This window comes from Serratia myotis (assembly GCF_027474885.1).
GTDB lineage: Bacteria > Pseudomonadota > Gammaproteobacteria > Enterobacterales > Enterobacteriaceae > Serratia > Serratia proteamaculans.
In genome coordinates, this window is sequence record NZ_CP099707.1 from 1658640 (window position 1) to 1683568 (window position 24929).

Sequence of the window (24929 nt, forward strand, 5' to 3'; positions counted from 1 at the left end):
GGGTGGGGGAATTTACGATATTAAAAGACCGATAAGCCAGGTGTATTTATGGCCGACAGCCCACGCGAATTTCTGCTGGAAATGACTGATATCAGTAAGTCGTTTCCCGGCGTCAAGGCATTGGATAATGTGAATCTGCGCGTTCGTCCGCACTCCATTCATGCATTAATGGGGGAGAACGGCGCGGGCAAATCGACATTATTAAAATGCCTGTTTGGCATTTATAAAAAAGATGCCGGCAGTATTATTTTTCAGGGCCAGGAAATTGATTTCAAAAGCTCTAAAGAGGCGCTGGAACACGGCGTTTCAATGGTGCATCAGGAATTGAATCTGGTGTTGCAGCGCACCGTGATGGACAACATGTGGTTGGGACGTTATCCGACCAAGGGCATGTTTGTCGATCAGGACAAGATGTTGAAGGACACCCAGGCGATATTCGACGAGCTGGATATTGATATTAACCCACGGGATAAGGTGGGCACGTTATCGGTATCGCAAATGCAGATGATCGAAATTGCCAAGGCATTCTCCTACGACGCCAAGATTGTGATCATGGATGAGCCGACCTCTTCGCTGACGGAAAAAGAGGTGAATCATCTGTTCACCATTATCCGTAAGCTGAAAGAGCGCGGTTGCGGCATCGTCTATATCTCGCACAAGATGGAAGAGATCTTCCAACTGTGCGACGAGATCACCATCCTGCGTGACGGTCAGTGGATCGCCACCCAGCCGCTGGAAGGGCTGGATATGGACAAGATCATTTCGATGATGGTGGGGCGTTCGCTCAGCCAGCGTTTCCCCGATCGGCAGAATACGCCGGGCGAGGTGATCCTGGAGGTGAAGGGTCTGACCTCATTACGCCAGCCTTCGATTCGCGATATTTCCTTCGATCTGCATCAGGGGGAGATCCTCGGCATTGCCGGGCTGGTGGGCGCCAAGCGCACCGACATCCTGGAGACGCTGTTCGGCATCCGCGAAAAAGTGGCAGGCACCATCAAGCTGCACGGCAAGGCGATCAATAACCACAGCGCCAATGAAGCGATTAACCACGGTTTTGCCCTGGTGACGGAGGAGCGCCGCTCCACCGGGATTTACGCTTATCTGGACGTCGGTTTTAACTCGCTGATCTCCAACATCCGTAACTATAAAAACAAAATCGGCCTGCTGGATAACGCCCGCATGAAAAGCGATACCCAATGGGTGATCGACGCCATGCGGGTCAAGACGCCGGGTCATCATACCAATATCGGTTCGCTGTCCGGCGGTAACCAGCAGAAGGTGATCATCGGCCGTTGGCTGTTGACCCAGCCGGAAATATTAATGCTGGATGAACCGACGCGTGGCATTGACGTTGGCGCCAAATTCGAAATTTATCAGTTGATGACCGAACTGGCGAAGAAGGGCAAGGGGATCATTATTGTCTCGTCTGAAATGCCGGAGCTTTTGGGAATTACCGACAGAATACTGGTGATGAGTAATGGTCAGGTTGCGGGCATCGTTAACACCAAACAGACCTCGCAAAATGAAATTTTACGTCTCGCATCCCTGCACCTTTAAGGATCAGAATTATGAACGCGCTGAATAAGAAAACTTTGTTCACCTATTTCAAGGAAGGTGGCATTTACGTAGTGTTGCTGGTGCTGCTGGCAATTATTATTATCCAGGATCCGACTTTCCTCAGCTTAATGAACCTGAGTAACATTCTGACTCAGTCTTCAGTACGCATTATTATTGCACTGGGTGTGGCGGGGCTGATTGTTACCCAGGGGACTGACCTGTCCGCCGGGCGTCAGGTGGGGTTGGCCGCGGTGATCGCCGCGACGTTGTTGCAGTCGATGGACAACGTCAACAAGGTGTTTCCGCACATGGAAACCTGGTCGATCCCGCTGTTGATCCTGCTGGTGTGTGCCGTGGGTGCAGTGATCGGTCTGGTGAACGGGTTGATTATCGCCTACCTGAACGTGACGCCGTTTATTACCACTCTGGGTACCATGATTATCGTGTACGGCATTAACTCGCTGTATTACGACTCTGTTGGCGCATCCCCAGTGGCGGGGTTTGATCCCAAGTTCTCCACCTTTGCTCAGGGGTTCCTGCGCTTTGGCGACTTTAAGCTGTCGTACATTACCTTCTACGCCATCATTGCGATTATTTTCGTCTGGATCCTGTGGAATAAAACCCGCTTCGGCAAAAATATCTTCGCCATCGGTGGTAACCCTGAGGCAGCCAAGGTTTCCGGCGTCAATGTGCCGTTGAACCTGATCATGATTTATGCGCTGTCTGGTGTGTTCTATGCCTTCGGCGGTTTGCTGGAAGCGGGGCGTATCGGCAGTGCCACCAACAACCTCGGCTTTATGTATGAGCTGGATGCTATTGCGGCCTGTGTGGTGGGCGGAGTGTCCTTTGCCGGCGGGGTAGGTACGGTGCTGGGGGTGGTGACCGGGGTGATCATCTTCACCGTCATCAACTACGGCCTGACCTACATTGGTGTTAACCCTTACTGGCAGTACATCATCAAGGGCGGCATCATTATCTTCGCGGTAGCGTTGGATTCACTGAAGTACGCCAAGAAGAAGTAAGTCTTCGCTACAATGGGAACGGTCAGCAAATGCTGGCCGTTTTTGTTTAATGGCAAAGTTGTCTTTAAACCCGAGATACCCGGGCCTAGCGCACCGAGGGGCCATTATGGGACACGTCCATGTGTCCCACCCTACGGGCCGACTGGAAGTCGTTCCAATTTGCTCCCGGCAAATTGGTCGGCGGGCAAGCCGCTACGACCCCTTCGGCACGCTCTCCCTAATAACGGACTTTATCAGCCGTCTGAAACGGTCAGCAAATGCTGGCCGTTTTTGTTTTTAGTGAGGGGGATTAAGGCTGTTTGGCTTTCTGTTTTTCTGCCGCCAGCTTGTGCTCCAGCTCGACCAATTGTTCCGGTGATACTGCCGGATAACCCTGGGCATCTTCCGGGATGGTGTGCATGGAGGAAATTGGGATCAGCGGGCCGAGGAAGCGCGGTTCACGTTTGAGAATATACAAGTCGGTCAGTGCGCCAAGGCGGGCGAAGATCTCACGTACACGCACTGTCATCATATCTTTTGGTGACGGTACTGCGTAGCACTGCGCCTGGATCCCCATATGCAACGCGATAAACAGCGCGCGCTCACAGTGGAAGCGTTGGGTGATAATAATAAAGTCATTGGTATCGAACACTTTACGGGTGCGTACGATCGAATCCAGGGTGCGGAATCCGGCGTAATCCAGCACGATATCGCTGGGCGCTACACCTGCGGCGATCAAATCGCGGCGCATGGTCATAGGTTCGTTGTAGCTTTGCTGGGCATTGTCACCGCTCAGCAGCAGATATTTCACCTTGCCGCTGTTATAGGCGTTGATCGCGCCCTGAATACGGTAGCGGTAATATTGGTTGATCACGCCGGTACGGTAATATTTGGCGGTACCCAGTACCACGCCGACCTGGCGATGGGGCAGCCCTTGCAGTTCATCATAGACGAAAGGCGCCGTTTTCCAGCTGATCCAGCGATCGAGCGCGAGAGCCGAGAGCATCAGCAGTGCAATGATGACGAACAGGCTGATTATCAGGCGTTTCCACATGTTATTGCCTTACGCGCACAGGGGCCAAAAAAGATGGCTCAAGGCTACTTTACCTGACTGGTTGAAGCAAGCCTGTCCCCGCCTCTGGCATGCATTGCGCCGCATTTTTAGGCGGTTTTGCCAATAAAAAAGGCCCGGCAAGCCGGACCTGATTATCTTATCTGCACAAATCAGAATGAGGTGCGCTTGTAGCTGCGGTATTGCGGCCGCCAGAAGTTGTGTTCGATGGCTTTTGACAGCGCTTCTTCAGAGGTGACTACCGCCATTCCCTGCAACTGAGCCGCTTTGCCGACTTCCATCGCGATGCATTTTGACACGCCCTGAATATCGTCGATATCCGGCAACAGTGCGCCATGCCCATCGGTGGCCAGCGGGGAACATTCGGCCAACGCACGGCTGGCGGCCATCAGCATTGCGTCCGTGACACGGGTCGCGCCGGAGGCCAACACACCCAGACCAATACCCGGGAAGATATAGGAGTTGTTGCACTGGGCGATTGGGATCTGCTGATCTTTATAGTGTACCGGTGCGAACGGGCTGCCGGTAGCGACCAGCGCAGCGCCTTCGGTCCAGTTGATGATGTCTTCCGGACGGGCTTCCACGCGTGAAGTCGGGTTGGACAGCGGCATCACGATTGGGCGCGGACAATGCTTGTGCATTTCACGGATCAGTTCTTCGGTGAACAAGCCCGGCTGGCCGGAAACGCCGATCAAAATGCTTGGCTTGGCGTTACGTACCACGTCCAGCAGCGAGATGGCATCGCTGGACGTTTGCCATGCGGTCAGGTTTTCGCTCTTCTGCACCAGTTTGCTCTGGAAATCGAGCAGGTTAGGCAGTTTGTCGGTCAGCAGACCAAAACGGTCGACCATGAACACGCGGGCGCGCGCTTCGTCTTCGCTAAGACCTTCGGATTTCATCTGCGCGATAATTTGCTCGGCAATGCCGCAACCGGCGGAACCGGCGCCCAGGAAGGTGACGGTTTGATCGCGCAATTGGCTGCCAGCAGCGCGGCTGGCGGCAATCAGGCTGCCCAGAGTGACCGCGGCGGTGCCCTGAATATCGTCGTTGAAGCAGCAGATTTCATCACGGTAGCGGTTCAGCAGTGGGGTCGCGTTATTCTGAGCGAAATCTTCAAACTGCAGCAGCACGTTCGGCCAGCGGCGTTTCACCGCCTGGATAAATTCTTCAACGAAAGCGTGGTATTCATCACCGGAAATACGCGGATGACGCCAGCCCATGTACAGCGGATCGTTCAGGCGCTGTGGGTTATTGGTACCCACGTCCAGCACCACCGGTAAGGTATAGGCCGGGCTGATGCCACCGCAGGCGGTATACAGCGACAGTTTACCGATAGGAATGCCCATGCCGCCAATGCCCTGGTCGCCCAGGCCGAGAATACGTTCACCGTCGGTGACGACAATCACCTTAACGTTTTGCTTGGTGGCGTTTTGCAGCATGTCGTCAATGCGATCGCGGTTAGGGTAAGAGATAAACAGCCCACGCGCCCGGCGATAAATATCAGAGAAGTGCTCACAAGCTTCACCCACCGTTGGCGTGTAGATGATCGGCATCATTTCGCTCAGGTGTGAGTCCAGCAGACGGTAGAACAGAGTTTCGTTGGTGTCCTGGATGTTACGCAGGTAGATGTGCTTATCGCTGTCGTTTTTAAAATCCTGATACTGGCGATAGGCGCGTTCCGCCTGCTCCTCGATGGTTTCCACCGCATCGGGCAGTAAGCCTTGCAGGTTGAAATGGCTGCGCTCATCCTCGGTGAAGGCACTGCCTTTGTTCAGCAGCGGGAATTCCAGCAGGATCGGGCCAGCATAAGGGATGTAGAGAGGGCGTTTGCTTTCGTATTCAAGTTCCATGGCTTTTGCTCTTCAACTTATCGGATAACTTTATAAGGGTGATCCTAAAAGATCGGGGAAATATGTACAGCAATTGTTATCGGATCATGAGGTAAATTGGCGTAATTATCGACGATCAAGTCCTAATTTAACTAAAGAAAGTGTTTTAAGACGTGAATGCCATTGTAATCGGCTTGCGGGGCTGTTAACAGCGGTGCCGGGCGGCACCGCCAGGATCAGGATCAGAAAGTAATGCGACTGACATTTTGGCAGCCCAGGGCAGCCAGTGTGGCACGGGTCGCGTCCCACTGGGTGAGAATGGCGCTTTCGGGTTCGGCCAGTACCGCGCGGCTCACTTTTTGGCAGTCGCCGCCGGAAACGTTCATCAGGATCAGTGCGGCTTGCAGCGGTGGCAGACTTGGATTGAAAGCGGCGTTTTCCGCATAGCGGCCGGTGTAAATGGTGCCGTCCTCGGCTTCCAGCGCGACACCGCTGTGGGCATTGCTGTAGGGAGCGTGACTCTGATTGGCGGCAGCCAGTGCTGCCTGTTCCAGTTCGTCAGTCAGGGCCAGTTGGAAGCCGTGATCGACCCGATCCATCAGCAGCGTGGCGATATCCAGGTCTTTCGGGCCGAAGGCATCCGGCAGATAATCGCCAAGCGTTGCCGGCTCACGACCGGGCAGACGGATTTTCAGATCGCTACCGCTGTTCAGTTCATTCATAAACTGGCGGCAGTGGCCGCAAGGTGTGTAGTTAACGGTGATGGAAACCAGAGCGGGTTCGCCACGCAGCCAGGCATGGGTAACCGCACACTGTTCTGCATGAATGGTTTGTTGCATCGGCGCGCCGCTGAACTCCATGTTGGCGCCAAAATACAGATTACCGCTCTGCCCGCGGGCAATGGCACCGACGTAAAACTGGGAGATCGGGGCTAACGAGCAGGCTGCCGCCAGTGGCAGCAGAGCGAATGCCAGAGCATCATCATCCAGCCCGCAGCGTTGCTTAATCGCCTCCACCTGTTCTGCTTTGAGCATGGCCGGGAAATCAGGCGCATCCATATAAGACAGCAGGACGGATTGCAATGAGGCAGGCAGTTCGCCGAAAGCGGTTTGAAAACGCGGGTGCATAGAAACTCTCTCTACAGGTTAACGGGATAACATTCTAGGCAGCCCTGCGTGAATAAAGTGTGATGCAAATCTCTTTATTGATGAAATCAATGCAATGAAAGCCATAATTGCGAGATGTCTCGCAAGTTTTAGACCCTTTAGCCGAACAAATGCAGCAATACCGGAAACAAAAAGGGTGCCAGCAATGAGGTAATGATGCCGCAAATCACCAGCGCCAACGAGCCGAATGCACCTTCCTGAAAGTCCATTTCCGCGCAGCGTGCGGTGCCCAGCGCATGCGATGCCGTGCCCATTGCCAGTCCACGCGCCGAGCGGGTGGTGATCTTCAATATTTTAAACAGCGTATGCCCGAATACTGCGCCGAGAATACCGACGAAAATCACGCAGACGGCGCTGATCGCCGGGATACCACCGAGCGACTCCGCGACCGCCATGGCGATGGGCGTGGTGACCGACTTCGGCATGATGGACGCGGCAATTTCCGGCGTGGCACCCATCCACAAAGCAATGGCGCCGCCGCTGATCATGGCGGTCATGCTGCCGATAAAACAGACGGCGATAATGGACTTCCAGCGCGCACGGATTTGATGCAGTTGCTCATACAGCGGATAGGCCAGCGCCACCACGGCCGGTTGCAACAGGTCGTTAAGGATTTTGCTGCCCTGAAAGTAGCGCTCATAAGGGATGCCGGTCAGTAACAGCAGGGGAATGATCACCGCCATCGATACCAGCAACGGGTTCAGCAGTGGCATATTCAGCCACTGCGCCAGCTTACGCGCTGCAAAGTAGACCGCCAGCGACAGCGGCAATGACCACCAGATTTCATGGATCATTTTTCGCCCTCCGCCGCATCCGGTTTGCCAACGATGCGGCGCTCCCGGTGGAAATAATGTGAGGTATAGCCCACCACCACCAGCACCATCAGAGTGCTGACAATGCAGGAGACCACCAGTGGGCCGAGGTGATCGAGGATCTGGTCGTAGTATTTCATCACGCCAACGCCGATGGGTACGAACAACAGCACCATATAACGGATCAGCAGATGGCAGCCGGGTTTAACCCATTTGGCCGGCATAATTTGCGTGGAGAGCAGGGCGAACAGCAGCAACATGCCGATAATGCTGCCGGGAATGGCGATCGGCAGCAGCGCCGCGATAGCATTGCCGACAAACAAGCAAAAGTAGATAAGGACGATTGCCCTCAGGTATTTCCAGCACAGTGTGAGCACGTTGGCCATAACTTAATCCCGTTTAACTGACGCATTCATCATACAATTAAACTGTGACCTTCGCCACAAATCACACCATGAATTCTCTCTATGGCTTTCATGCCTGTCAGGCAGGTTGACAGCCGCAGTTAAGCCCGGTGCGCCTTTATTCTGTAGAGATAATGTCGGCACTGCGCGGCTGTTTTTGCGCCAGGCGATGGCCGAGGAAAAAGAATAACAGGCTGAACAACGCGGCGGCAATCAACATCAGGAACATCATTTGTGGGGCGGCGTAGCTAAGGATAAAACCGCAGAGTACCGGGTTGATGGCACCGCCCAGTGCGCTGAGGTTTTGTACCCCGTAGTAGCTGCCTTTTAGATGTTGTGGCGCGATAAAGTCGATAAACATGTATTCCACCGGGATCACAATAATCTCGCCCAGGGTAAATATGGCCATCGCCGCGATCCACAGCCAAAGCGATTGCCCGGCCAGACTAAACCCGATCAGCCCGAGAATGAAAAACAGCGTGCCCAACACCAGCCAGCGCAGCATGTTTTCCTGACGCATGCCGCGGCTCAGCAGGTACTGCAGGGCAATGACGATACAGGCATTGACGATCATCACCGCCCCAATGACCTGATAGGCGAACTCTGCGTTGGAAACGAGGATCAGGTATTGCGACAAATAGCCGGTGAACTGGCCGAAAACGACCGCCCCGAGCGTACTGCCGAGGGTAAAGTAAATCAGCCGGCGATCGCTACGCAGGATGGCCAGCGTCTGGCGGAAATCGGGCGCTGCGATCGGCGCGAGATCGGTCGCTCCAGGCGATGCCGTGCCTTGTCGGCGCAAGCCAAAACTCAGCGCCGTCACGGTGAGCAAGGCCAACCCCCCGGAGAGATAAAACGGTAATAACGGATTCAAGCCTGCCACCATCACGCCCAATGATGAGCCCACCGCCCAGCCAACGTTTACCAGCGTGTAATTAATCGAAAAGGCCTTGATGCGCTGGGCAACCGGCAGCCCGTCGGCAAAGCAGGCCTTGATGGTGATGCCCAGCACCGAATAGGCGGTATGCAGGATCGCCAATACCACGATGATACCGCCCGGTCTCGGGATCCACGGGATAGCGAAAAAACTCAGGGCGAACAGCAGAATAGAAATCAGGATCAACGTGTTTTTGTTGAACTTGTCGACTAAATAACCGCCGTACAGGCTGGCGAAAATGCCAATTGCCAGGCTAGCGCCCAGAATAATGCCGACGCTTTTCGGCAGCAGGTGGAAATGCCCGGTGAGATAGATGGTAATGAACGGCAGCGTGACGCCACGGCCAATGGTCAGTACCAGCGAACTGGCCAGCAATGCGTTAATCAGCGGTGGGAATCCCTTCATGTTAGACCTGTTTATGCATACAGTAATTAAACCCGTATGGATAAGATAGCTTATTTTGGCCCGTAAGAAAGGGGAGACTGAAAAAAAGAGGCTACGTCGGTAGCCTCCGACACCGTGATTATTTGCCCGTGGTTTCCCCAACGTTATGGCGAAATTTTTGGAGGCAAGGCGCAAGTTCGACACTGGGTTCAAGGTCAGTGCCTTGCTTGGCGTTATTGTGTAGACGGAGGTCTTTATGGAAAGGAAATCAACGCCCGTATCGCGTCGGTTACGAGCCAATATGAGCAATGCGGAAAAAATGGTATGGCTACAACTAAAGGATCGCCGTTTTTATGGTTTGAAATTCCGTCGCCAGTTTCCGGTTGGGCCTTATTTTGTTGATTTTGTTTGTTGGCAACGGAAGTTGGTTATTGAATTGGATGGGGGGCAGCATATGGGTCAGGCCAGTTATGATACTCGACGTAGCCATTTCCTCGTGAGTCGCGGTTTTAGCGTGTTACGTTTTTGGAACGATGAAGTGTTAAATCATTGGGATGGTGTAGCGGAGATTATTATGCAGTATTTGACGGTGGATGAAGGTTCCCCTCACCCCGACCCTCTCCCCCAGGAGAGGGAGAAGGCAGATCAGGGAGAACAGAATACTGGATGGCGTCGCATAATGGTCCCCTCTCCCAAGGGAGAGGGTTAGGGTGAGGGGACACTAAGAGGCTTATTTCACCTGCATACCTGGCTGTGCACCGCTGTCCGGGCTGAGCAGGAAGATCTCTTTTCCGCCTGGGCCGGCAGCCATCACCATGCCTTCAGAGATACCGAAGCGCATTTTGCGTGGTGCAAGGTTGGCGACCATGATGGTCAGGCGACCTTCAAGCGCTTTCGGGTCCGGATAAGCGGAACGAATACCGGAGAAGATCTGACGTGTTTCACCGCCAAGATCCAACTGCAGCTTCAGCAGCTTGTCCGAGCCTTCAACAAAGTCGGCGCTGGCGATCAGCGCAATGCGCATATCAACCTTGGCGAAATCATCAAAGGTGATGGTGTCCTGAATCGGATCGTCCGCCAGTGGGCCAGTGACTACTTTCGCCGCCGCCATGTCTTCTTTCGAGGCGCTGACCATTTCATTCACCTTGTCCAGATCGATACGGTTGAACAGGGCTTTGAACGGGTTGACCTGATGGCCCAGCAACGGTTGCTGGATGCTGTCCCAGCTCAGCTCACAGTTAAGGAAAGCCTCGGTGCGTTCAGTCAGTGATGGCATTACCGGTTTCAGGTAGGTCATCAGTACACGGAACAGATTGATGCCCATTGAACAGATGGCTTGCAAATCAGCATCACGGCCTTCTTGCTTGGCCACTACCCACGGTGCCTGCTCATCCACATAGCGGTTTGCCAGATCGGCCAGCGCCATGATTTCGCGGATTGCCCGACCGGACTCACGGCTGGCATAGGCATCGGCGATGCTTTGTGCTGCGTCAACGAAGGTTTGGTACAGCGCAGGATCGGCCAGTTTGTCGGCCAGTTGCCCTCCAAAACGCTTGCTGATAAAGCCGGCATTGCGCGAAGCCAGGTTAACCACCTTGTTCACGATGTCGGCGTTCACCCGCTGTACGAAATCTTCCAAATTCAGGTCGATATCGTCAATGCGTGAAGACAGTTTGGCGGCGTAGTAGTAACGCAGGCAGTCGGCATCCAGGTGTTGCAGATAGGTGCCCGCCTTGATAAAGGTGCCACGAGATTTGGACATCTTGGCGCCGTTCACCGTCACGTAGCCGTGTACGAACAGGTTTGTCGGCTTGCGGAAGTTACTGCCTTCCAGCATTGCCGGCCAGAACAGGCTGTGGAAATAAACGATGTCCTTGCCGATAAAGTGATACAGCTCGGTGGTGGAGTCTTTGCGCCAGAACTCGTCAAAGTCCAGATCGCCGCGTTTGTCGCACAGGTTTTTAAATGACCCCATGTAGCCAATTGGCGCATCCAGCCAGACGTAGAAGTATTTGCCTGGGGCATCCGGGATTTCAAAGCCGAAGTACGGCGCATCGCGGGAAATATCCCACTGTTGCAGACCGGACTCAAACCACTCCTGCATTTTGTTCGCCACTTGCTCTTGCAGCGCACCGGAGCGGGTCCAGGCCTGCAGCATTGCGCTGAACGACGGCAGATCAAAGAAGAAGTGCTCGGAGTCACGCAGCACCGGCGTCGCACCGGAAACCACAGATTTGGGATCGATCAGCTCGGTCGGGCTGTAGGTCGCACCACAGACTTCGCAGTTGTCGCCGTATTGATCCGGCGATTTGCATTTCGGGCAGGTGCCTTTGACGAAGCGGTCAGGCAGGAACATGCCTTTCTCCGGATCGTACAGCTGAGAAATTGTCCGGTTCTTGATAAAACCGTTTTCTTTCAGGCGACCGTAAATCAGGTTCGACAGTTCACGGTTCTCATCGCTATGGGTTGAATGATAGTTATCATAGCTGATGCCAAAACCGGCGAAATCCTGTTGGTGCTCCTGGCTCATTTCCGCAATCATTTCTTCCGGCTTGATGCCCAACTGCTGAGCTTTCAGCATGATCGGCGTGCCGTGCGCGTCGTCCGCACAAATGAAATGAACCTCGTGGCCGCGCATTCGTTGGTAACGAACCCAGATGTCTGCCTGGATGTGCTCGAGCATGTGGCCGAGATGGATGGAACCATTTGCGTACGGCAGCGCGCACGTCACCAATAATTTTTTCGCGACTTGAGGCATAGTGAGAACTTGGTTTCTGTAATGAATAAAAGGGTCTTCGATGTTACCCGATCGCGCTCGCCACGGCTAGGGCGGTTTCTTTATACAGACATGCGCCGAGCGGCCCGCAGTTCTGATATGCTTAGCGGGAAGCTATCCATTCAAAATCAAGGAGCCGGGATGAGCACAAAATCCCCCGAGCAGACCAACCCCGAAGTTCTGCGTGCCCTGGTGACCGGTGTACTGGCCGCCTTTGAACACCCGACGTTAAAAAATAATCTGACCGCGCTGAAAGCGATCCACCATTGCGCGCTGTTGGACCATGTGTTGCACATTGAATTGACCATGCCATTCGCCTGGCAGAGTGGTTTTGAAGAACTGAAAGATACCGTCAGTGCAGAACTGTTGCGCGTGACCGGTGCTGAGGCGATCGACTGGAAATTGAAGCATGACATTACCACTCTGAAACGGGCCAACGATCAGGCCGGCATCAAGGGTGTGCGTAATATTATTGCTATCAGTTCCGGTAAGGGTGGGGTGGGCAAATCCACTACGGCCGTTAACCTGGCGCTGGCGCTGGTCGCTGAAGGTGCCAAGGTCGGTATTTTGGATGCTGACATCTACGGCCCGTCGATCCCGAATATGCTGGGTACCGAGAATGAACGCCCAACCTCGCCGGACGGCCAGCACATGGCGCCGATCGTGGCGCACGGTCTGGCGACCAATTCTATTGGTTATCTGGTGACCGACGACAACGCCATGGTGTGGCGCGGCCCAATGGCCAGCAAGGCGTTAATGCAACTGTTGCAGGATACGCTGTGGCCGGATCTGGACTACCTGGTACTGGATATGCCGCCGGGCACCGGTGATATTCAGTTGACGCTGTCGCAGAACATTCCGGTTACCGGGGCGTTGGTGGTTACTACGCCGCAGGATATCGCGTTACTCGATGCCGCCAAGGGCATCGTGATGTTCGAAAAGGTTCACGTGCCGGTATTGGGCATCGTGGAAAACATGAGTGTGCACATTTGCAGTAACTGCGGTCACCATGAGCCTATTTTCGGCACCGGCGGGGCTGAGAAGCTGGTGAAGAAATATCACAGTCGCCTGCTGGGGCAACTGCCGCTGCACATTTCGCTGCGCGAGGATTTGGATCGTGGCGAGCCGACGGTGATTAGTCGCCCGGACAGCGAATTTGCTGAGTTGTATCGTCAGCTTGCCGGTCGCGTTGCCGCGCAGATGTATTGGCAGGGTGAAGCTATTCCGACGGAAATTTCTTTCCGCGCGCTGTAGCTGTAATCGCCCTCGGCTAAAAAACAAAACCCCGGACAAGTTCCGGGGTTTTGTTTATGGAGCAACGGGCAGCTTATGCAAATCCGCTCGGGTATAGGGGCGTTCGATTTGTGCTAATACGGTGGCAATATGTTCTAACAGGCCCTGTGTTGGTGCCGGTTGCCGAAAGCCCATCAGAACCATCGGCAGAGCCAGTGCCACAACGATCTGCGGCGTGGAGAGATTTGGGCGCGGTTTACCGCGCTGTAACCACAAGAACAGCGTACTGGCCAGGTAACCCAGAATCAGTCCACTGACCACTTCCGAGGGCGAATGTGCATGGATTGCCAGTCGTGATAACCCGATAGTGAGGGGCAATACCAGGCCAACAACCAGCGCCATACTGCGTACTGCATGCGAGAAACGCCCTGTTAGCGTCCAGAGCAGTACCGGCCAGATACTGGCTGATAGCGCAGAGTGACCACTAAAGCCGGTAAAGTCGTAACTTTTGATGCCAATGCCCCAGCCCATAAAAGCCAGTTTGGATACGCAAACCATGCCACCGGCACAACCGAAGAGTAGCGCCCATTGCCAACCGGCAGTTCGGGTAGCGTGAGGTGCGACTAATACGGCAAAAAGAATCAGCGCGCAGGGTAACAGCAACATGCTGTCGCCAAAAAATGTCAGAAAATGCCAGTCCAGCACGTTAGTCTCCGGTGAAATATGCATCCCAATTGTCAGGATTATCATCAAGCGACCGAGTTTACCCTGTCATGTGGGATTGCCCTAGACGCAATAGTCTTAAAACCGCGAAGCACTGGTTATGGTGAAATAACCTGAGATAGCGGCCCGGCGGCGACAATATAGGCTGGCGCTATGGCCGCTAACTCCCTATAATTGTCGCGTTTTAGTTCCCCCCCTTCACACTACGAAATCAGGTCTTCAATTTTATGACTGACAAGCCGCATCAGTGCGTCATTATTGGTATAGCTGGCGCATCTGCCTCCGGAAAAAGCCTTATCGCCAGTACGTTATATCGTGAACTTCGCGATCAGGTCGGCGATGAACATATCGGCGTTATTCCTGAAGACAGTTACTACAAAGACCAGACTCACTTGACCATGGAAGAACGCGTCAAGACAAACTATGACCACCCGAGTGCCATGGACCACAACCTGCTGTTTCAGCATCTGCAAATGTTGAAATCAGGCAAGGCGATAGAGTTACCCTTGTACAGTTACACCGAGCACACGCGGAAGAAAGAGACCATTCACCTGGAACCGAAAAAGGTGATTATTCTTGAGGGGATCCTGCTATTGACGGATATCCGTCTGCGTCAGGAAATGAACTTCTCGATCTTTGTCGATACGCCATTGGACATTTGCCTGATGCGCCGCATGAAGCGCGATGTGAATGAGCGTGGCCGCTCGATGGATTCGGTAATGGCGCAATACCAGAAAACCGTCCGCCCGATGTTCCTGCAGTTTATCGATCCTTCCAAACAATACGCCGACATTATCGTCCCACGCGGTGGCAAAAACCGCATTGCGATCGACATTCTGAAAGCCAAAATCAGCCAGTTCTTTGAATAATGCCGTTCAATGGCCGGAAAGTTGGTGTTTCCGGCCGGCGGGCAACTTTTTACGCTGCGACGTAGACCTTTCGCCCGTTGTGTGGCAATTTTTGTTTTAGTGACACGCCTTGATGGAGATAAATAATGAGACTGTGCGACCGTGATATAGAAGCCTGGCTGGATTGTGAAAAACTGGTGATTTCACCGCGTCCGCCGATTGAGCGTATTAACGGGGCCACGGTGGATGTCCGTTTAGGCAATCAGTTCCGCGTGTTTCGTGGCCACACCGCTGCGTTTATCGATCTGAGCGGGCCAAAAGATGAGGTCAGCGCGGCGCTGGACCGTGTGATGAGTGATGAAATCGTTTTGCCGGAAGGGGAGGCCTTTTTCCTGCACCCCGGCGAACTGGCGCTGGCGGTCACGCTGGAGTCGGTCACGCTGCCAAACGATCTGGTCGGTTGGCTGGACGGTCGTTCTTCTCTGGCACGTCTGGGCCTGATGGTTCACGTTACCGCGCACCGTATCGATCCTGGTTGGCAGGGCCGAATTGTCCTGGAGTTCTATAATTCAGGTAAGCTGCCATTGGCGTTGCGCCCGGGCATGCTGATCGGCGCACTGAGTTTTGAACCTCTGTCCGGGCCGGCAGCACGTCCTTACAATAGCCGGCAGGATGCAAAATACCGCGATCAGCAGGGCGCAGTCGCCAGCCGAATCGACAAGGACTAACAGCGCTGGAAGCACGGTCGGTGTGGCGCTGACAAGAGGATGGCATGAGAAGATTTCTGACGACTTTGGTGATTTTACTGGTGGTGCTGGTGGCGGGGATGTCTGCGCTGGTGTTGTTGGTCAATCCGAATGATTTTCGTGCCTACATGGTCACGAAGGTTGAACAAAAGAGTGGTTATCATCTGACGCTGGATGGCGATCTGCGTTGGCATATCTGGCCACAGCTCAGCATTCTGTCCGGCCGCATGACGCTGACTGCACCCGGGGCGAAAGCACCGGTGGTGAGTGCAGACAATATGCGCCTTGATGTCAAACTGCTGCCACTGCTGTCACATCAATTGTTTGTGAAACAGGTGATGCTGAAAAATGCGGTCATCCGCCTTACCCCTGACAGTGAAGAACAAAACCAACCGGACGCGCCTATCGCGCCCGCAGGTCACTCTGAAGAGTCGATAGACACGCCGTGGAAATTTGACATCGATAATCTGCGGGTGGTGGACAGTCTGTTGATTTGGCAGCGCGCCAATAACGAACAGATTAACGTTCGCGATATTAACCTCACCTTGCAACAGAATGCCAAACGCCAGGCACAAATGGAGCTTTCCAGCCGGGTGAATCGCAATCAACGCGATCTGACTTTCAGCATGGCCGCAGATATCGATCTGCAACAATATCCGCGACGAATTGCCGCTAATGTCACCCAGTTCAGTTACCAACTGGAAGGCGCGGACATACTGGCCGGGGGTATTAAAGGCGACGGCAGTGCCCAGGTGGTGTATCAACAAACCCCGCAGCAAGTCGCGCTAAGCCAACTGAGCCTGAGTGCCAATGACAGCACCTTTATCGGTGGTGCCAGCGTCAAGTTCGGTGAGATACCAGCCTATAAACTTGACCTGACATCTGCCGCGGTAAATTTTGATGCCTTCACTGGCTGGCAGTCCAGTAGTTCCCAGGTGCCGCAAGCACAGAACATGACTTCTTCACCGGTTATTGCCAGCCAAATGGATGATCCGCAGCAAAATCTTGAGGTGTTGCGAGAATTTAACGCTCAACTTAATTTGAGCGTGGATCAACTGACTTATCGCGGTATGAATATTACCCACCTTTCGACGCAAGCGGAAAACCTCCAGGGGCTGTTAACGTTGCATTCGCTTGCCGGGCAAGTAGCGGGCGGTGACTTCGCTTTACCTGGCTCCCTCGACGCGCGGGGTAAACGCCCGGTAATTTCCATGCAGCCGGTGGTGAAGCAGGTTGAACTTGGCACCGTTCTGAAGGCGTTCGATATGCCGCAAATAATGACCGGTAAGTTCAGTATGCAAGGGGATTTAACCGGCGATCGTCTTACGTCACAGTCTTTTGAGCACCGCTGGCAGGGTACGGCTCAACTGGCGATGCAGGACGCGCAACTTCATGGTCTGAATATTCAGCAGTTGATTCAGCAGGCGGTGGCGCGTAATGACAGTAGCGTGCGCGGACAGGACGATTACCAGCGTTATACCGAGGTGAAACAGTTGTCGGCCAAAGCCAGTCTGAACCATGGCACGATAAAAATCACCGAGCTGGGCGCCGACTCTCCGTTGTTGAACCTGAACGGAAGCGGTACGGTGGATATGCCGGGCAAACAGTGCGATGTGGCACTGAACGTTCGCGTCACCGGCGGTTGGAAAGGGCGCGACGATTTGATCGAGGAGTTGCAGAAAACGCCAATCCCGCTGCGGGTTTATGGCCCATGGAACCAGCTTAACTATCAATTGCAGGTCGATCAGGTCTTGCGTAAGACGCTGCAGAACCGGGCGAAGGATGCGCTGAACAAGTGGGCCGACAAGAACCAGAGTACGCGGGAAGGCCAGGATCTTAAAAAGTTGCTCGACAAGCTCTAATTACGGATGGTGCGGGCCGGTTAGCGGCCCGCATGTTTGTAAATCCCGCCAGAGTATTTCCCTTTCCCAATAATTTCCTCCCGTAACCTTGACGGATATCATGACGCTTTAGGCCGCGTTTGTGCAGAGTGTGCGCAGTTAAGCGATTTATACGCTTTGGCACGGTCAAAAACGATAATGATAAGTTGAGGGAATATGATAGAGCTTCTGATTGGGGCTGCCGTTGCGGCAGGTGTTGGCCGCTATATCATCAAGGGTTACTCCGCTACCGGCGTATTGATGGTAGGTGGTCTGTTGCTGTTGGCCATCAGCGCCGTGATGGGCAAAAGCCTGTTGCCTGCCAGCGCCACATCTACCGGATGGCGCGCGACCGATATCATTGAGTACGTCAAAATTCTGCTGATGAGTCGTGGTGGCGATCTTGGCATGATGATCATGATGCTGTGCGGATTTGCGGCTTATATGACGCACATTGGCGCTAATGATGTGGTAGTGAAGCTGGCCTCCCGCCCATTGCAGATGATTAACTCCCCGTATCTTCTGATGGTGGCGGCCTATTTTGTTGCCTGCCTGATGTCGCTGGCGGTATCCTCTGCCACCGGTCTGGGCGTATTGCTGATGGCTACGCTATTCCCGCTGATGGTCAACGTTGGCATCAGCCGTGGTGCGGCGGCGGCAATTTGTGCTTCACCTGCGGCGATTATTCTGGCACCGACCTCGGGTGATGTGGTGCTGGCGGCCAAGGCCGCAGAAATGCCGTTGGTTGATTTTGCCTTTAAAACTACTTTACCCATCTCGATTGCGGCGATTGTTTGCATGGCGATTGCGCATTTCTTCTGGCAGCGCTACCTCGACAAGAAGGCCAACGAACAGCACCATATTATGGATGTGAGTGAAATCACCACACACGCCCCGGGGTTCTATGCCGTACTGCCTTTCACCCCCATCCTTGGGGTATTGGTGTTTGACGGCAAATGGGGACCGGAACTGCATATCATCACCGTGTTGGTAGGCTGTATGTTGTTGGCGGCGGTGATTGAATTCTTGCGTAGCTTCAGCGCCAAACAGGTATTCAGTGGCTTGGAGGTTGCTTATCGCGGCATGGCGGACGCCTTTGCCAGCGTGGTGATGCTGTTGGTCGCCGCCGGCGTATTCGCCCAGGGACTGAGCACCGTTGGTTTTATTAGCGGGCTGATCAGCCTGGCGCAGTCGTTTGGCACCGGCGGCATTATCATGATGCTGGTATTGGTGGTGATTACCATGCTGGCAGCAATGACTACTGGTTCAGGTAACGCGCCGTTCTATGCTTTCGTTGAGCTCATTCCCAAACTGGCGGCACAGATGGGGGTTAACCCGGCCTATCTGGTGATCCCGATGCTGCAAGCGTCAAACCTGGGGCGTACTTTGTCGCCGGTTTCCGGAGTGGTGGTTGCGGTGTCCGGTATGGCAAAAATCTCACCGTTTGAAGTGGTAAAACGCACTTCGGTACCGGTGATTGTTGGGTTGATCGTGGTGATTGTGGCGACGGAGTTGCTGGTTCCCCAACATTTGTAATGGCGGCCGGGCGAAGATGCCCGGCCCCGGTTTAAACCTCGTAGTCTGGTTCTGGAACCAATAGCGGGGTGATCTTCACCTTCAAAATACGGTGACTGCTGACTTCAAGCGGTTCAAACAGGTAGTCACCGATCCGCAACTGTTCGCCTTCCTGAGGAATGCGCTGGCTGTGTTCCATCAGCAAACCAGCCAGCGTGTGGTATTCACGTTTATCTTCCAACGGTAACGGCAAGTACAGTACCAAATCTTCCAGCGGCATATAGCCGTTGGCCGTCCAGCTTCCGTCATCATTTTGCACAATGTCATGGCGGGCATCGATTTCCTCGCCGGCTTCCGGCAGGTTGCCGGCGATGGTTTCCATCACGTCGGTTAGCGTGACGATCCCTTCAACCGAACCGAACTCGTCTACCACAAAGGCAAAATGCGTCTGCGCCTGACGAAATTGCTCCAGAGCACTTAATAGGGTTAACTGTTCGGGGAATATCAGCGGCTGCAGTACCAACGCGCGTAAATCGAGTGGGGCCTGGGTCAACTGCTGCTTCAGAACGTCTATGGTATGAATGACACCGAGCGGTTCATCGCTGGCGCTGTTTTCTACCACCACAATGCGCGTATGCTGATTTTTTTCCAGCAATTGGGTCAGCTTTTCCTGCGGATCATTCAGCTCGAGATATTCCACATCATGGCGGGAGGTCATGATGCTGCTCACCGTACGTTGCGCCATGCCCAACACGCGCTCTATCATATGGCGTTCCTGCTGATTGAAAATATCGCCGCTTTCATTGGCGCTATCGGCCAACAGGTTAGCAGAATGACTGTCTACCTCCGCTTCTTCATGTTTGCCACTCAGCATGCGCAGGACTGCCTCTGCAGTACGCTCGCGCAACGGTCGAACTGTCGACAGGAAACGACGGCGGTTAAACTGCGATAGCTGGTTCAAGGCTTCAATCATCACCGAGAAACCAATGGCGGCGTACAGATAACCTTTCGGAATGTGGTAGCCAAAGCCTTCGGCAACCAAACTGAAACCGATCATCAACAGGAAACTAAGACACAGGATGACAATCGTAGGGTGGGCATTGACGAAGCGCGTCAGCGGCTTGCTGGCCAGCAACATCAACCCGATGGCAATACAAACCGCAAGCATCATTACTGCCAGGTGATCAACCATACCGACGGCGGTGATCACTGAGTCGAGTGAAAAAACCGCATCCAGTACCACGATTTGCGCCACTACCGGCCAGAAACGAGCCCCTTTTCGCTGCCCCTGCTGTTCTTCGTCTTTACCCTCCAGCCGCTCGTTGAGCTCCATGGTGGCTTTGAACAACAGGAAGACCCCGCCAACCAGCATAATAAGATCGCGGCCACTGAAGGGGTGTCCACCGGCCGAAAATAGGGGCTGAGTGAGTGTCGCCAGCCATGAGATGGAGGCCAATAACGCCAGACGCATCAGCAATGCCAGCAATAAACCCACGACGCGGGCTTTATCTCTTTGATGCTTCGGTAGTTTTTCCGCCAGAATGGCAATAAAGATAAGGTTGTCTATACCCAGAACGATTTCCAGCACCACCAGAGTGGCCAGGCCGGCCCAAATTGTTGGATCTGCGATCCATTCCATACGCCCAATTTCACCTGTAAGTTCGACGGCTTATCCCGCAAGCGAATGATGGGTGTTGGGCCGGGAAAATTCAACTTTAAAACAGAGAACGTATCTGTGGCATGAGAGCGCTAAGCAAAAATGATGCATAAAAAATCATCTCTCCAGGAGGCATTCAGAATGTAAAGCCGCGTGGAATGAGTGATTTTCTTAAAATGGTGACTATTGTTGGAGCATGGGGCTTTACGCCTGTTGATATAAACAGCGTAAATATAATTTTTAAAAATCAAACCGTTATGGATACTATAGCCTGCTACACTTTGTTCAGTTTACCCCCGTGGGTAGTCTTATTCTGAAAAGGGTACTTAACAGGTATCTTAGGCTTGTATCGATAAGGCAATAGTATAAGAATCTTAGCCACATAAACATTTACAAGTATCATCGTTTGGTTATAAGGGCGTATTTATTTTGTTTTTTATGTGATCTAACTATCGCTTAGCAAAAGAGTATGGCCCTCAGTTTACATTCCAATGCGATTGGAACCCGCAGTCGCAGCATAAAGAACGATGACAGTGCATTGGTAGCTGAAAGCCAGGGGCGGTAGCGTGCCTGAACCGGTTCGCTCCGGCTTCATAACCTTTCGGATTAGGCTGAGTTCGGCTACGTTACAACTATTGATTGTGGATGAAAATCATGCAAAAACGTCTGAAGGCTGTAATTCCCGTAGCTGGCTTGGGAACCCGCATGTTACCAGCTACAAAAGCCATTCCTAAAGAAATGTTACCGGTGGTCGATAAACCACTGATTCAATACATCGTTAATGAATGCGTAGCAGCCGGGATTAAAGATATCGTTCTGGTAACCCACTCTTCCAAAAATGCGATTGAGAACCACTTTGATACCTCTTTTGAACTTGAGGCTGTTTTGGAGTCGCGTGTTAAGCGCCAGTTACTGGAAGAAGTGCAGACCATTTGCCCAGCAGATGTGACGGTGATGCAAGTGCGTCAAGGTCAGGCTAAAGGCCTGGGCCATGCGGTGTTATGTGCCAAACCGATGGTAGGCGATAATCCTTTTATCGTTCTGCTGCCAGACGTGTTGTTGGATGACTCTACTGCCGATCTGCGTAAAGATAACCTGGCCAAAATGATTCAGCGTTTCACCGATACGGGCTTTAGCCAAATTATGGTGGAACCGGTACCGGAACAAGACGTCTCGAAATACGGTGTTGTCGACTGTGGCGGTGCTGCGTTGTCTGCGGGGGAGAGCACCCCGATGACTGCGGTGGTTGAAAAACCAGCCCGCGAAGATGCACCTTCAAATCTGGCGGTAGTCGGTCGTTATGTCCTGTCTGCTGATATTTGGCCGCTGCTGGAAAAAACCTTACCGGGTGCCGGTGATGAAATTCAATTGACCGATGCCATTGCTGCACTGATGGGGCAAGAAACCGTAGAGGCTTTCCATATGAGCGGAAAATCGCATGACTGCGGTGATAAACTGGGCTACATGAAGGCATTCGTACAGTACGGTCTGCGTCATGTCTCCGAAGGCGAAGACTTCACCCAGTGGCTGAAACAGGCACTGAACAGCAAGTAAGAGTTGCGGCTGAAAAGACGATCACAAGTAATAAGAGGATTACCATGACCAAGTTAAAAGCTGTCATTCCTGTTGCAGGCCTGGGTATGCGTATGTTGCCGGCAACCAAGGCAATTCCCAAGGAAATGTTGCCGATCGTTGATAAGCCGTTGATTCAATATATTGTTAATGAGTGCGTCGCAGCAGGGATCAAAGAGATCATTCTGGTGACGCATTCTTCGAAGAATGCAATCGAAAACCATTTTGATACTTCATTCGAGCTGGAAGCGATGCTTGAAGCGCGCGTTAAGCGCCAACTGCTTGATGAAGTGCAGTCTATTTGCCCCAAGGGCGTGACATTGATGCATATTCGTCAAGGGCAGCCAAAAGGTTTGGGGCATGCCGTGCTTTGTGCTAAGCCGCTGGTAGGGGACTCACCTTTTGTGGTTCTGTTGCCAGATGTCTTGCTAGACGACGCAAAAGCCGATCTGAAAAAAGACAACCTGCCGCATATGATTGCTCGTTTTGAACAGAGCGGTCTGAGTCAGGTGCTGGTTCAGGCTGCTGATGCGCATGTTTTGCACGACTACTCGGTGGTAGAATGTGAAACAAACAAGCTGCAACCTGGTGAAAGTTCTCGCATGACTGCGATCATCGAAAAACCGGGTCGTGAGGTTCAGTTGAAATCCAATTACTCTGCGGTAGGGCGTTATGTCCTCTCTGCCGATATTTGGCCGATTCTGGAAAAAACAGAGCCAGGCGTGTGGGGACGAATCCAACTGACAGATGCCATAGCCGAGTTGTTGAAACACAAACCGGTCGAAGCGACAGAGCTTGTGGGTGAATCGTTCAATTGTGGCGAAAAAATGGGCTATCTGCGGGCGTTTGTCACCTATGGTCTGCGTCATCCTACGCAGGGGAAGGCGTTTCGAGAGTGGGCTGAGCAACTTTCATTATAGACTTTTAAAATAACGGTAACCTGCCGGTATCAAATTGTTGGGAGGTCGGCTTTAGCCGTGTTTAGTGAAAGTACATGCAACAGCCATACTCTTCTACTGGGTAATTGTGTAATAATACTATTAAGACATTCGAGCATAGCAAATTTGGATTCAACGCTTGTTCAATGAGAGCGTATTTTTTGATATGCATGGAAGACGGGCTGAAAGCATTTTGCTTAGTCTCGCAAAAGCGCCATGGCAGGTATGGGACTTAGCACAGTAACCATTTTTACTTTGAAAGTGATGATAATTCGATGGCAAAAAATCAATGGAAACTGATACCGCTATTGGTATCAATTAGTGTAATCAGCGGTTGTACAATAGTACCGGGTACTCACCTTTCGGTTAGTGGGAAAGATGTTGTAAAACAGCAGGATGAAGATTTTGATATCGATAAACTGGTGAATGTCTATCCGATGACACCAAGTTTAGTTGAAAAGATGCGACCGAAGCCATTAACTGCTCAGCCTAATGCTGTATTAGAGCGCGAAATACAAAATTATGTGTACCGGATTGGCATTGGCGATGTTTTGATGGTGACCGTGTGGGATCATCCAGAACTAACAACTCCTGCAGGTCAGTATCGTAGTGCTAGTGACACTGGCAACTGGGTAAACTCGGATGGCACTATCTTCTATCCGTATATCGGCAAAGTGAAGGTCGCAGGTAAAACAGTCAACGAAGTACGCAGCGATATAGCATCTAGACTGGCGAAATATATTGAAAGCCCACAGGTAGATGTCAGCATCGCTGCTTTTCGCTCCCAAAAGGCATATGTTACTGGAGAAGTAATCAAGTCAGGTCAACAACCCATAACAAATGTCCCTATGACTGTAATGGATGCGATCAATTCGGCTGGTGGTTTATCTGAAAATGCAGATTGGCGTAATGTTGTTTTGACACATAACGGCAAAGAAATAAGCATTTCATTACAAGCTTTAATGCAGAAAGGTGATCTAACGCAGAATCACTTACTTTATCCAAGCGATATTCTTTACATACCACGCAATGATGATTTGAAAGTATTCGTAATGGGTGAAGTGAAAAAGCAAACAACGCTAAAGATGGATCGTAGTGGTATGACCTTGACTGAAGCTTTGGGAAATGCTGAAGGAATGGACCAATCTTTCTCTGATGCAACAGGAGTTTTTGTTATTCGCCCACTGCGCGGCACTGAGGGCAAAAAATTGGCAAATATTTACCAATTAAATGCATCTGATGCTGCAGCAATGGTAATGGGTACGGAATTCCATCTTCAGCCTTATGATATTGTTTATGTGACTACAGCACCTGTTGTCCGCTGGAATAGGGTTATTAGCCAACTAGTACCAACAATTTCAGGTTTCAATGACCTTACCGAAGGGACACTTCGTATCCGCAATTGGCCTTAGTATTAGAAATGGTATGGATATGTTTAATTCAATTTTAGTCGTCTGTGTTGGCAATATCTGCCGTTCTCCAACTGGAGAACGGTTGTTGAAGAAAAATTTGCCAGAAAAAAAAGTTATTTCTGCAGGTCTTGGTGCATTGGTAGGAAAACCTGCAGATGTTACAGCGCAAGAAGTTGCATCGTCGCATGAACTGTCTCTAGAAGGCCATCAAGGGAAGCAGCTTACGGCTACAATGTGTCGTGAGTTCGATCTTATTCTTGTTATGGAAAAAAGTCATATCGAGGCTGTTTGTCGTCTGGCACCGGAGGTTAGAGGTAAAACCATGCTATTCGGTCATTGGATTGGGCAGCGTGAGATAGCTGATCCGTATCGCCAGAGTCGAGAAGCCTTTGAGTTCGTATACGGTCTTCTTGATGAATCAGCTCAGAAATGGGCATTAGCCTTAAGTCGATAGTTAGTAGGACTTA

Annotated in this window: 21 protein-coding genes; 12 read left to right on the forward strand and 9 right to left on the reverse strand. The window is 52.4% G+C overall.

Features of this window, described 5'->3' with window-relative positions; translation table 11 throughout:
- The first annotated feature begins 48 nt into the window (after nucleotides 1-48).
- Together mglA and mglC are read left to right on the forward strand one after the other, a co-directional pair.
- The gene (mglA, locus tag NHG65_RS07835) at nucleotides 49-1557 is read left to right on the forward strand and encodes a galactose/methyl galactoside ABC transporter ATP-binding protein MglA (protein WP_085115932.1); all 1509 of its coding nucleotides are present in this window, start codon (nucleotides 49-51) and stop codon (nucleotides 1555-1557) included.
- Nucleotides 1558-1568: 11 nt separating this feature from the next.
- Nucleotides 1569-2579, forward strand: coding sequence for a galactose/methyl galactoside ABC transporter permease MglC (mglC, locus tag NHG65_RS07840; protein WP_499183140.1), 1011 nt, complete (start codon nucleotides 1569-1571; stop codon nucleotides 2577-2579).
- Between the two features lie 289 nt (nucleotides 2580-2868).
- Here mglC and sanA read toward each other — a convergent pair whose 3' ends face one another.
- From sanA to NHG65_RS07870, 6 genes are all read right to left on the reverse strand, one after another.
- On the reverse strand, nucleotides 2869-3612 hold the full coding sequence (gene sanA, locus NHG65_RS07845; RefSeq protein WP_085115933.1) for an outer membrane permeability protein SanA: 744 nt from the start codon (nucleotides 3610-3612) through the stop codon (nucleotides 2869-2871).
- Between the two features lie 170 nt (nucleotides 3613-3782).
- Nucleotides 3783-5480, reverse strand: coding sequence for an NAD-dependent malic enzyme (locus NHG65_RS07850; RefSeq protein ID WP_207975743.1), 1698 nt, complete (start codon nucleotides 5478-5480; stop codon nucleotides 3783-3785).
- A 221-nt stretch (nucleotides 5481-5701) separates the two neighbouring features.
- Nucleotides 5702-6586, reverse strand: coding sequence for a cytidine deaminase (cdd, locus tag NHG65_RS07855; protein WP_099064114.1), 885 nt, complete (start codon nucleotides 6584-6586; stop codon nucleotides 5702-5704).
- 137 nt (nucleotides 6587-6723) lie between these two features.
- Complete coding sequence (locus NHG65_RS07860; RefSeq protein WP_207975741.1) at nucleotides 6724-7419, reverse strand: CidB/LrgB family autolysis modulator; 696 nt, start codon at nucleotides 7417-7419, stop codon at nucleotides 6724-6726.
- On the reverse strand, nucleotides 7416-7823 hold the full coding sequence (locus NHG65_RS07865; RefSeq protein WP_099064116.1) for a CidA/LrgA family protein: 408 nt from the start codon (nucleotides 7821-7823) through the stop codon (nucleotides 7416-7418). The genes NHG65_RS07860 and NHG65_RS07865 overlap by 4 nt, the downstream gene beginning before the upstream one ends.
- Nucleotides 7824-7959: 136 nt before the next feature.
- On the reverse strand, nucleotides 7960-9183 hold the full coding sequence (locus tag NHG65_RS07870) for an MFS transporter (RefSeq protein WP_207975739.1): 1224 nt from the start codon (nucleotides 9181-9183) through the stop codon (nucleotides 7960-7962).
- A 235-nt stretch (nucleotides 9184-9418) separates the two neighbouring features.
- On the opposite strand from NHG65_RS07870, the gene NHG65_RS07875 reads away from it, so the two are divergent.
- Nucleotides 9419-9871, forward strand: a complete 453-nt coding sequence (locus NHG65_RS07875; RefSeq protein WP_318438353.1) for an endonuclease domain-containing protein — start codon at nucleotides 9419-9421, stop codon at nucleotides 9869-9871.
- A 21-nt stretch (nucleotides 9872-9892) separates the two neighbouring features.
- Here the strand turns inward: NHG65_RS07875 and metG are convergent, their stop codons facing one another.
- Nucleotides 9893-11920 (reverse strand): methionine--tRNA ligase, encoded by a 2028-nt coding sequence (metG, locus tag NHG65_RS07880; RefSeq protein ID WP_207975734.1) that lies wholly within the window; start codon nucleotides 11918-11920, stop codon nucleotides 9893-9895.
- Nucleotides 11921-12079: 159 nt separating this feature from the next.
- Between metG and apbC the strand changes: the two genes are divergently transcribed.
- The gene (gene apbC / locus NHG65_RS07885) at nucleotides 12080-13192 is read left to right on the forward strand and encodes an iron-sulfur cluster carrier protein ApbC (RefSeq protein ID WP_099064119.1); all 1113 of its coding nucleotides are present in this window, start codon (nucleotides 12080-12082) and stop codon (nucleotides 13190-13192) included.
- Between the two features lie 54 nt (nucleotides 13193-13246).
- Here the strand turns inward: apbC and NHG65_RS07890 are convergent, their stop codons facing one another.
- Complete coding sequence (locus tag NHG65_RS07890; protein WP_414070009.1) at nucleotides 13247-13876, reverse strand: phosphatase PAP2 family protein; 630 nt, start codon at nucleotides 13874-13876, stop codon at nucleotides 13247-13249.
- A gap of 245 nt (nucleotides 13877-14121) precedes the next feature.
- Between NHG65_RS07890 and udk the strand changes: the two genes are divergently transcribed.
- The 4 genes from udk to dcuC all read left to right on the forward strand — a co-directional run bounded on the left by udk (nucleotide 14122) and on the right by dcuC (nucleotide 18904).
- Complete coding sequence (udk, locus tag NHG65_RS07895; RefSeq protein ID WP_012006009.1) at nucleotides 14122-14763, forward strand: uridine kinase; 642 nt, start codon at nucleotides 14122-14124, stop codon at nucleotides 14761-14763.
- A 125-nt stretch (nucleotides 14764-14888) separates the two neighbouring features.
- On the forward strand, nucleotides 14889-15470 hold the full coding sequence (dcd, locus tag NHG65_RS07900) for a dCTP deaminase (protein ID WP_012006010.1): 582 nt from the start codon (nucleotides 14889-14891) through the stop codon (nucleotides 15468-15470).
- A gap of 44 nt (nucleotides 15471-15514) precedes the next feature.
- The gene (asmA, locus tag NHG65_RS07905) at nucleotides 15515-17350 is read left to right on the forward strand and encodes an outer membrane assembly protein AsmA (RefSeq protein ID WP_207975724.1); all 1836 of its coding nucleotides are present in this window, start codon (nucleotides 15515-15517) and stop codon (nucleotides 17348-17350) included.
- A gap of 195 nt (nucleotides 17351-17545) precedes the next feature.
- Nucleotides 17546-18904, forward strand: a complete 1359-nt coding sequence (gene dcuC, locus NHG65_RS07910; protein ID WP_207975722.1) for an anaerobic C4-dicarboxylate transporter DcuC — start codon at nucleotides 17546-17548, stop codon at nucleotides 18902-18904.
- Nucleotides 18905-18935: 31 nt separating this feature from the next.
- Here the strand turns inward: dcuC and NHG65_RS07915 are convergent, their stop codons facing one another.
- Nucleotides 18936-20522, reverse strand: a complete 1587-nt coding sequence (locus NHG65_RS07915) for a TerC family protein (RefSeq protein ID WP_207975720.1) — start codon at nucleotides 20520-20522, stop codon at nucleotides 18936-18938.
- A gap of 672 nt (nucleotides 20523-21194) precedes the next feature.
- On the opposite strand from NHG65_RS07915, the gene galU reads away from it, so the two are divergent.
- The 4 genes from galU to NHG65_RS07935 all read left to right on the forward strand — a co-directional run bounded on the left by galU (nucleotide 21195) and on the right by NHG65_RS07935 (nucleotide 24916).
- A complete protein-coding gene (gene galU, locus NHG65_RS07920; RefSeq protein ID WP_207975717.1) occupies nucleotides 21195-22094 on the forward strand; it encodes a UTP--glucose-1-phosphate uridylyltransferase GalU in 900 nt (299 codons plus the stop codon).
- A gap of 44 nt (nucleotides 22095-22138) precedes the next feature.
- Nucleotides 22139-23032, forward strand: a complete 894-nt coding sequence (locus NHG65_RS07925) for a sugar phosphate nucleotidyltransferase (protein WP_207975715.1) — start codon at nucleotides 22139-22141, stop codon at nucleotides 23030-23032.
- A gap of 293 nt (nucleotides 23033-23325) precedes the next feature.
- Nucleotides 23326-24462: a polysaccharide export protein gene (locus NHG65_RS07930; protein ID WP_207975714.1), complete on the forward strand. Its 1137-nt coding sequence runs from the start codon at nucleotides 23326-23328 to the stop codon at nucleotides 24460-24462.
- A gap of 19 nt (nucleotides 24463-24481) precedes the next feature.
- A complete protein-coding gene (locus NHG65_RS07935) occupies nucleotides 24482-24916 on the forward strand; it encodes an arsenate reductase/protein-tyrosine-phosphatase family protein (protein WP_198642553.1) in 435 nt (144 codons plus the stop codon).
- Nucleotides 24917-24929: the final 13 nt, after the last annotated feature.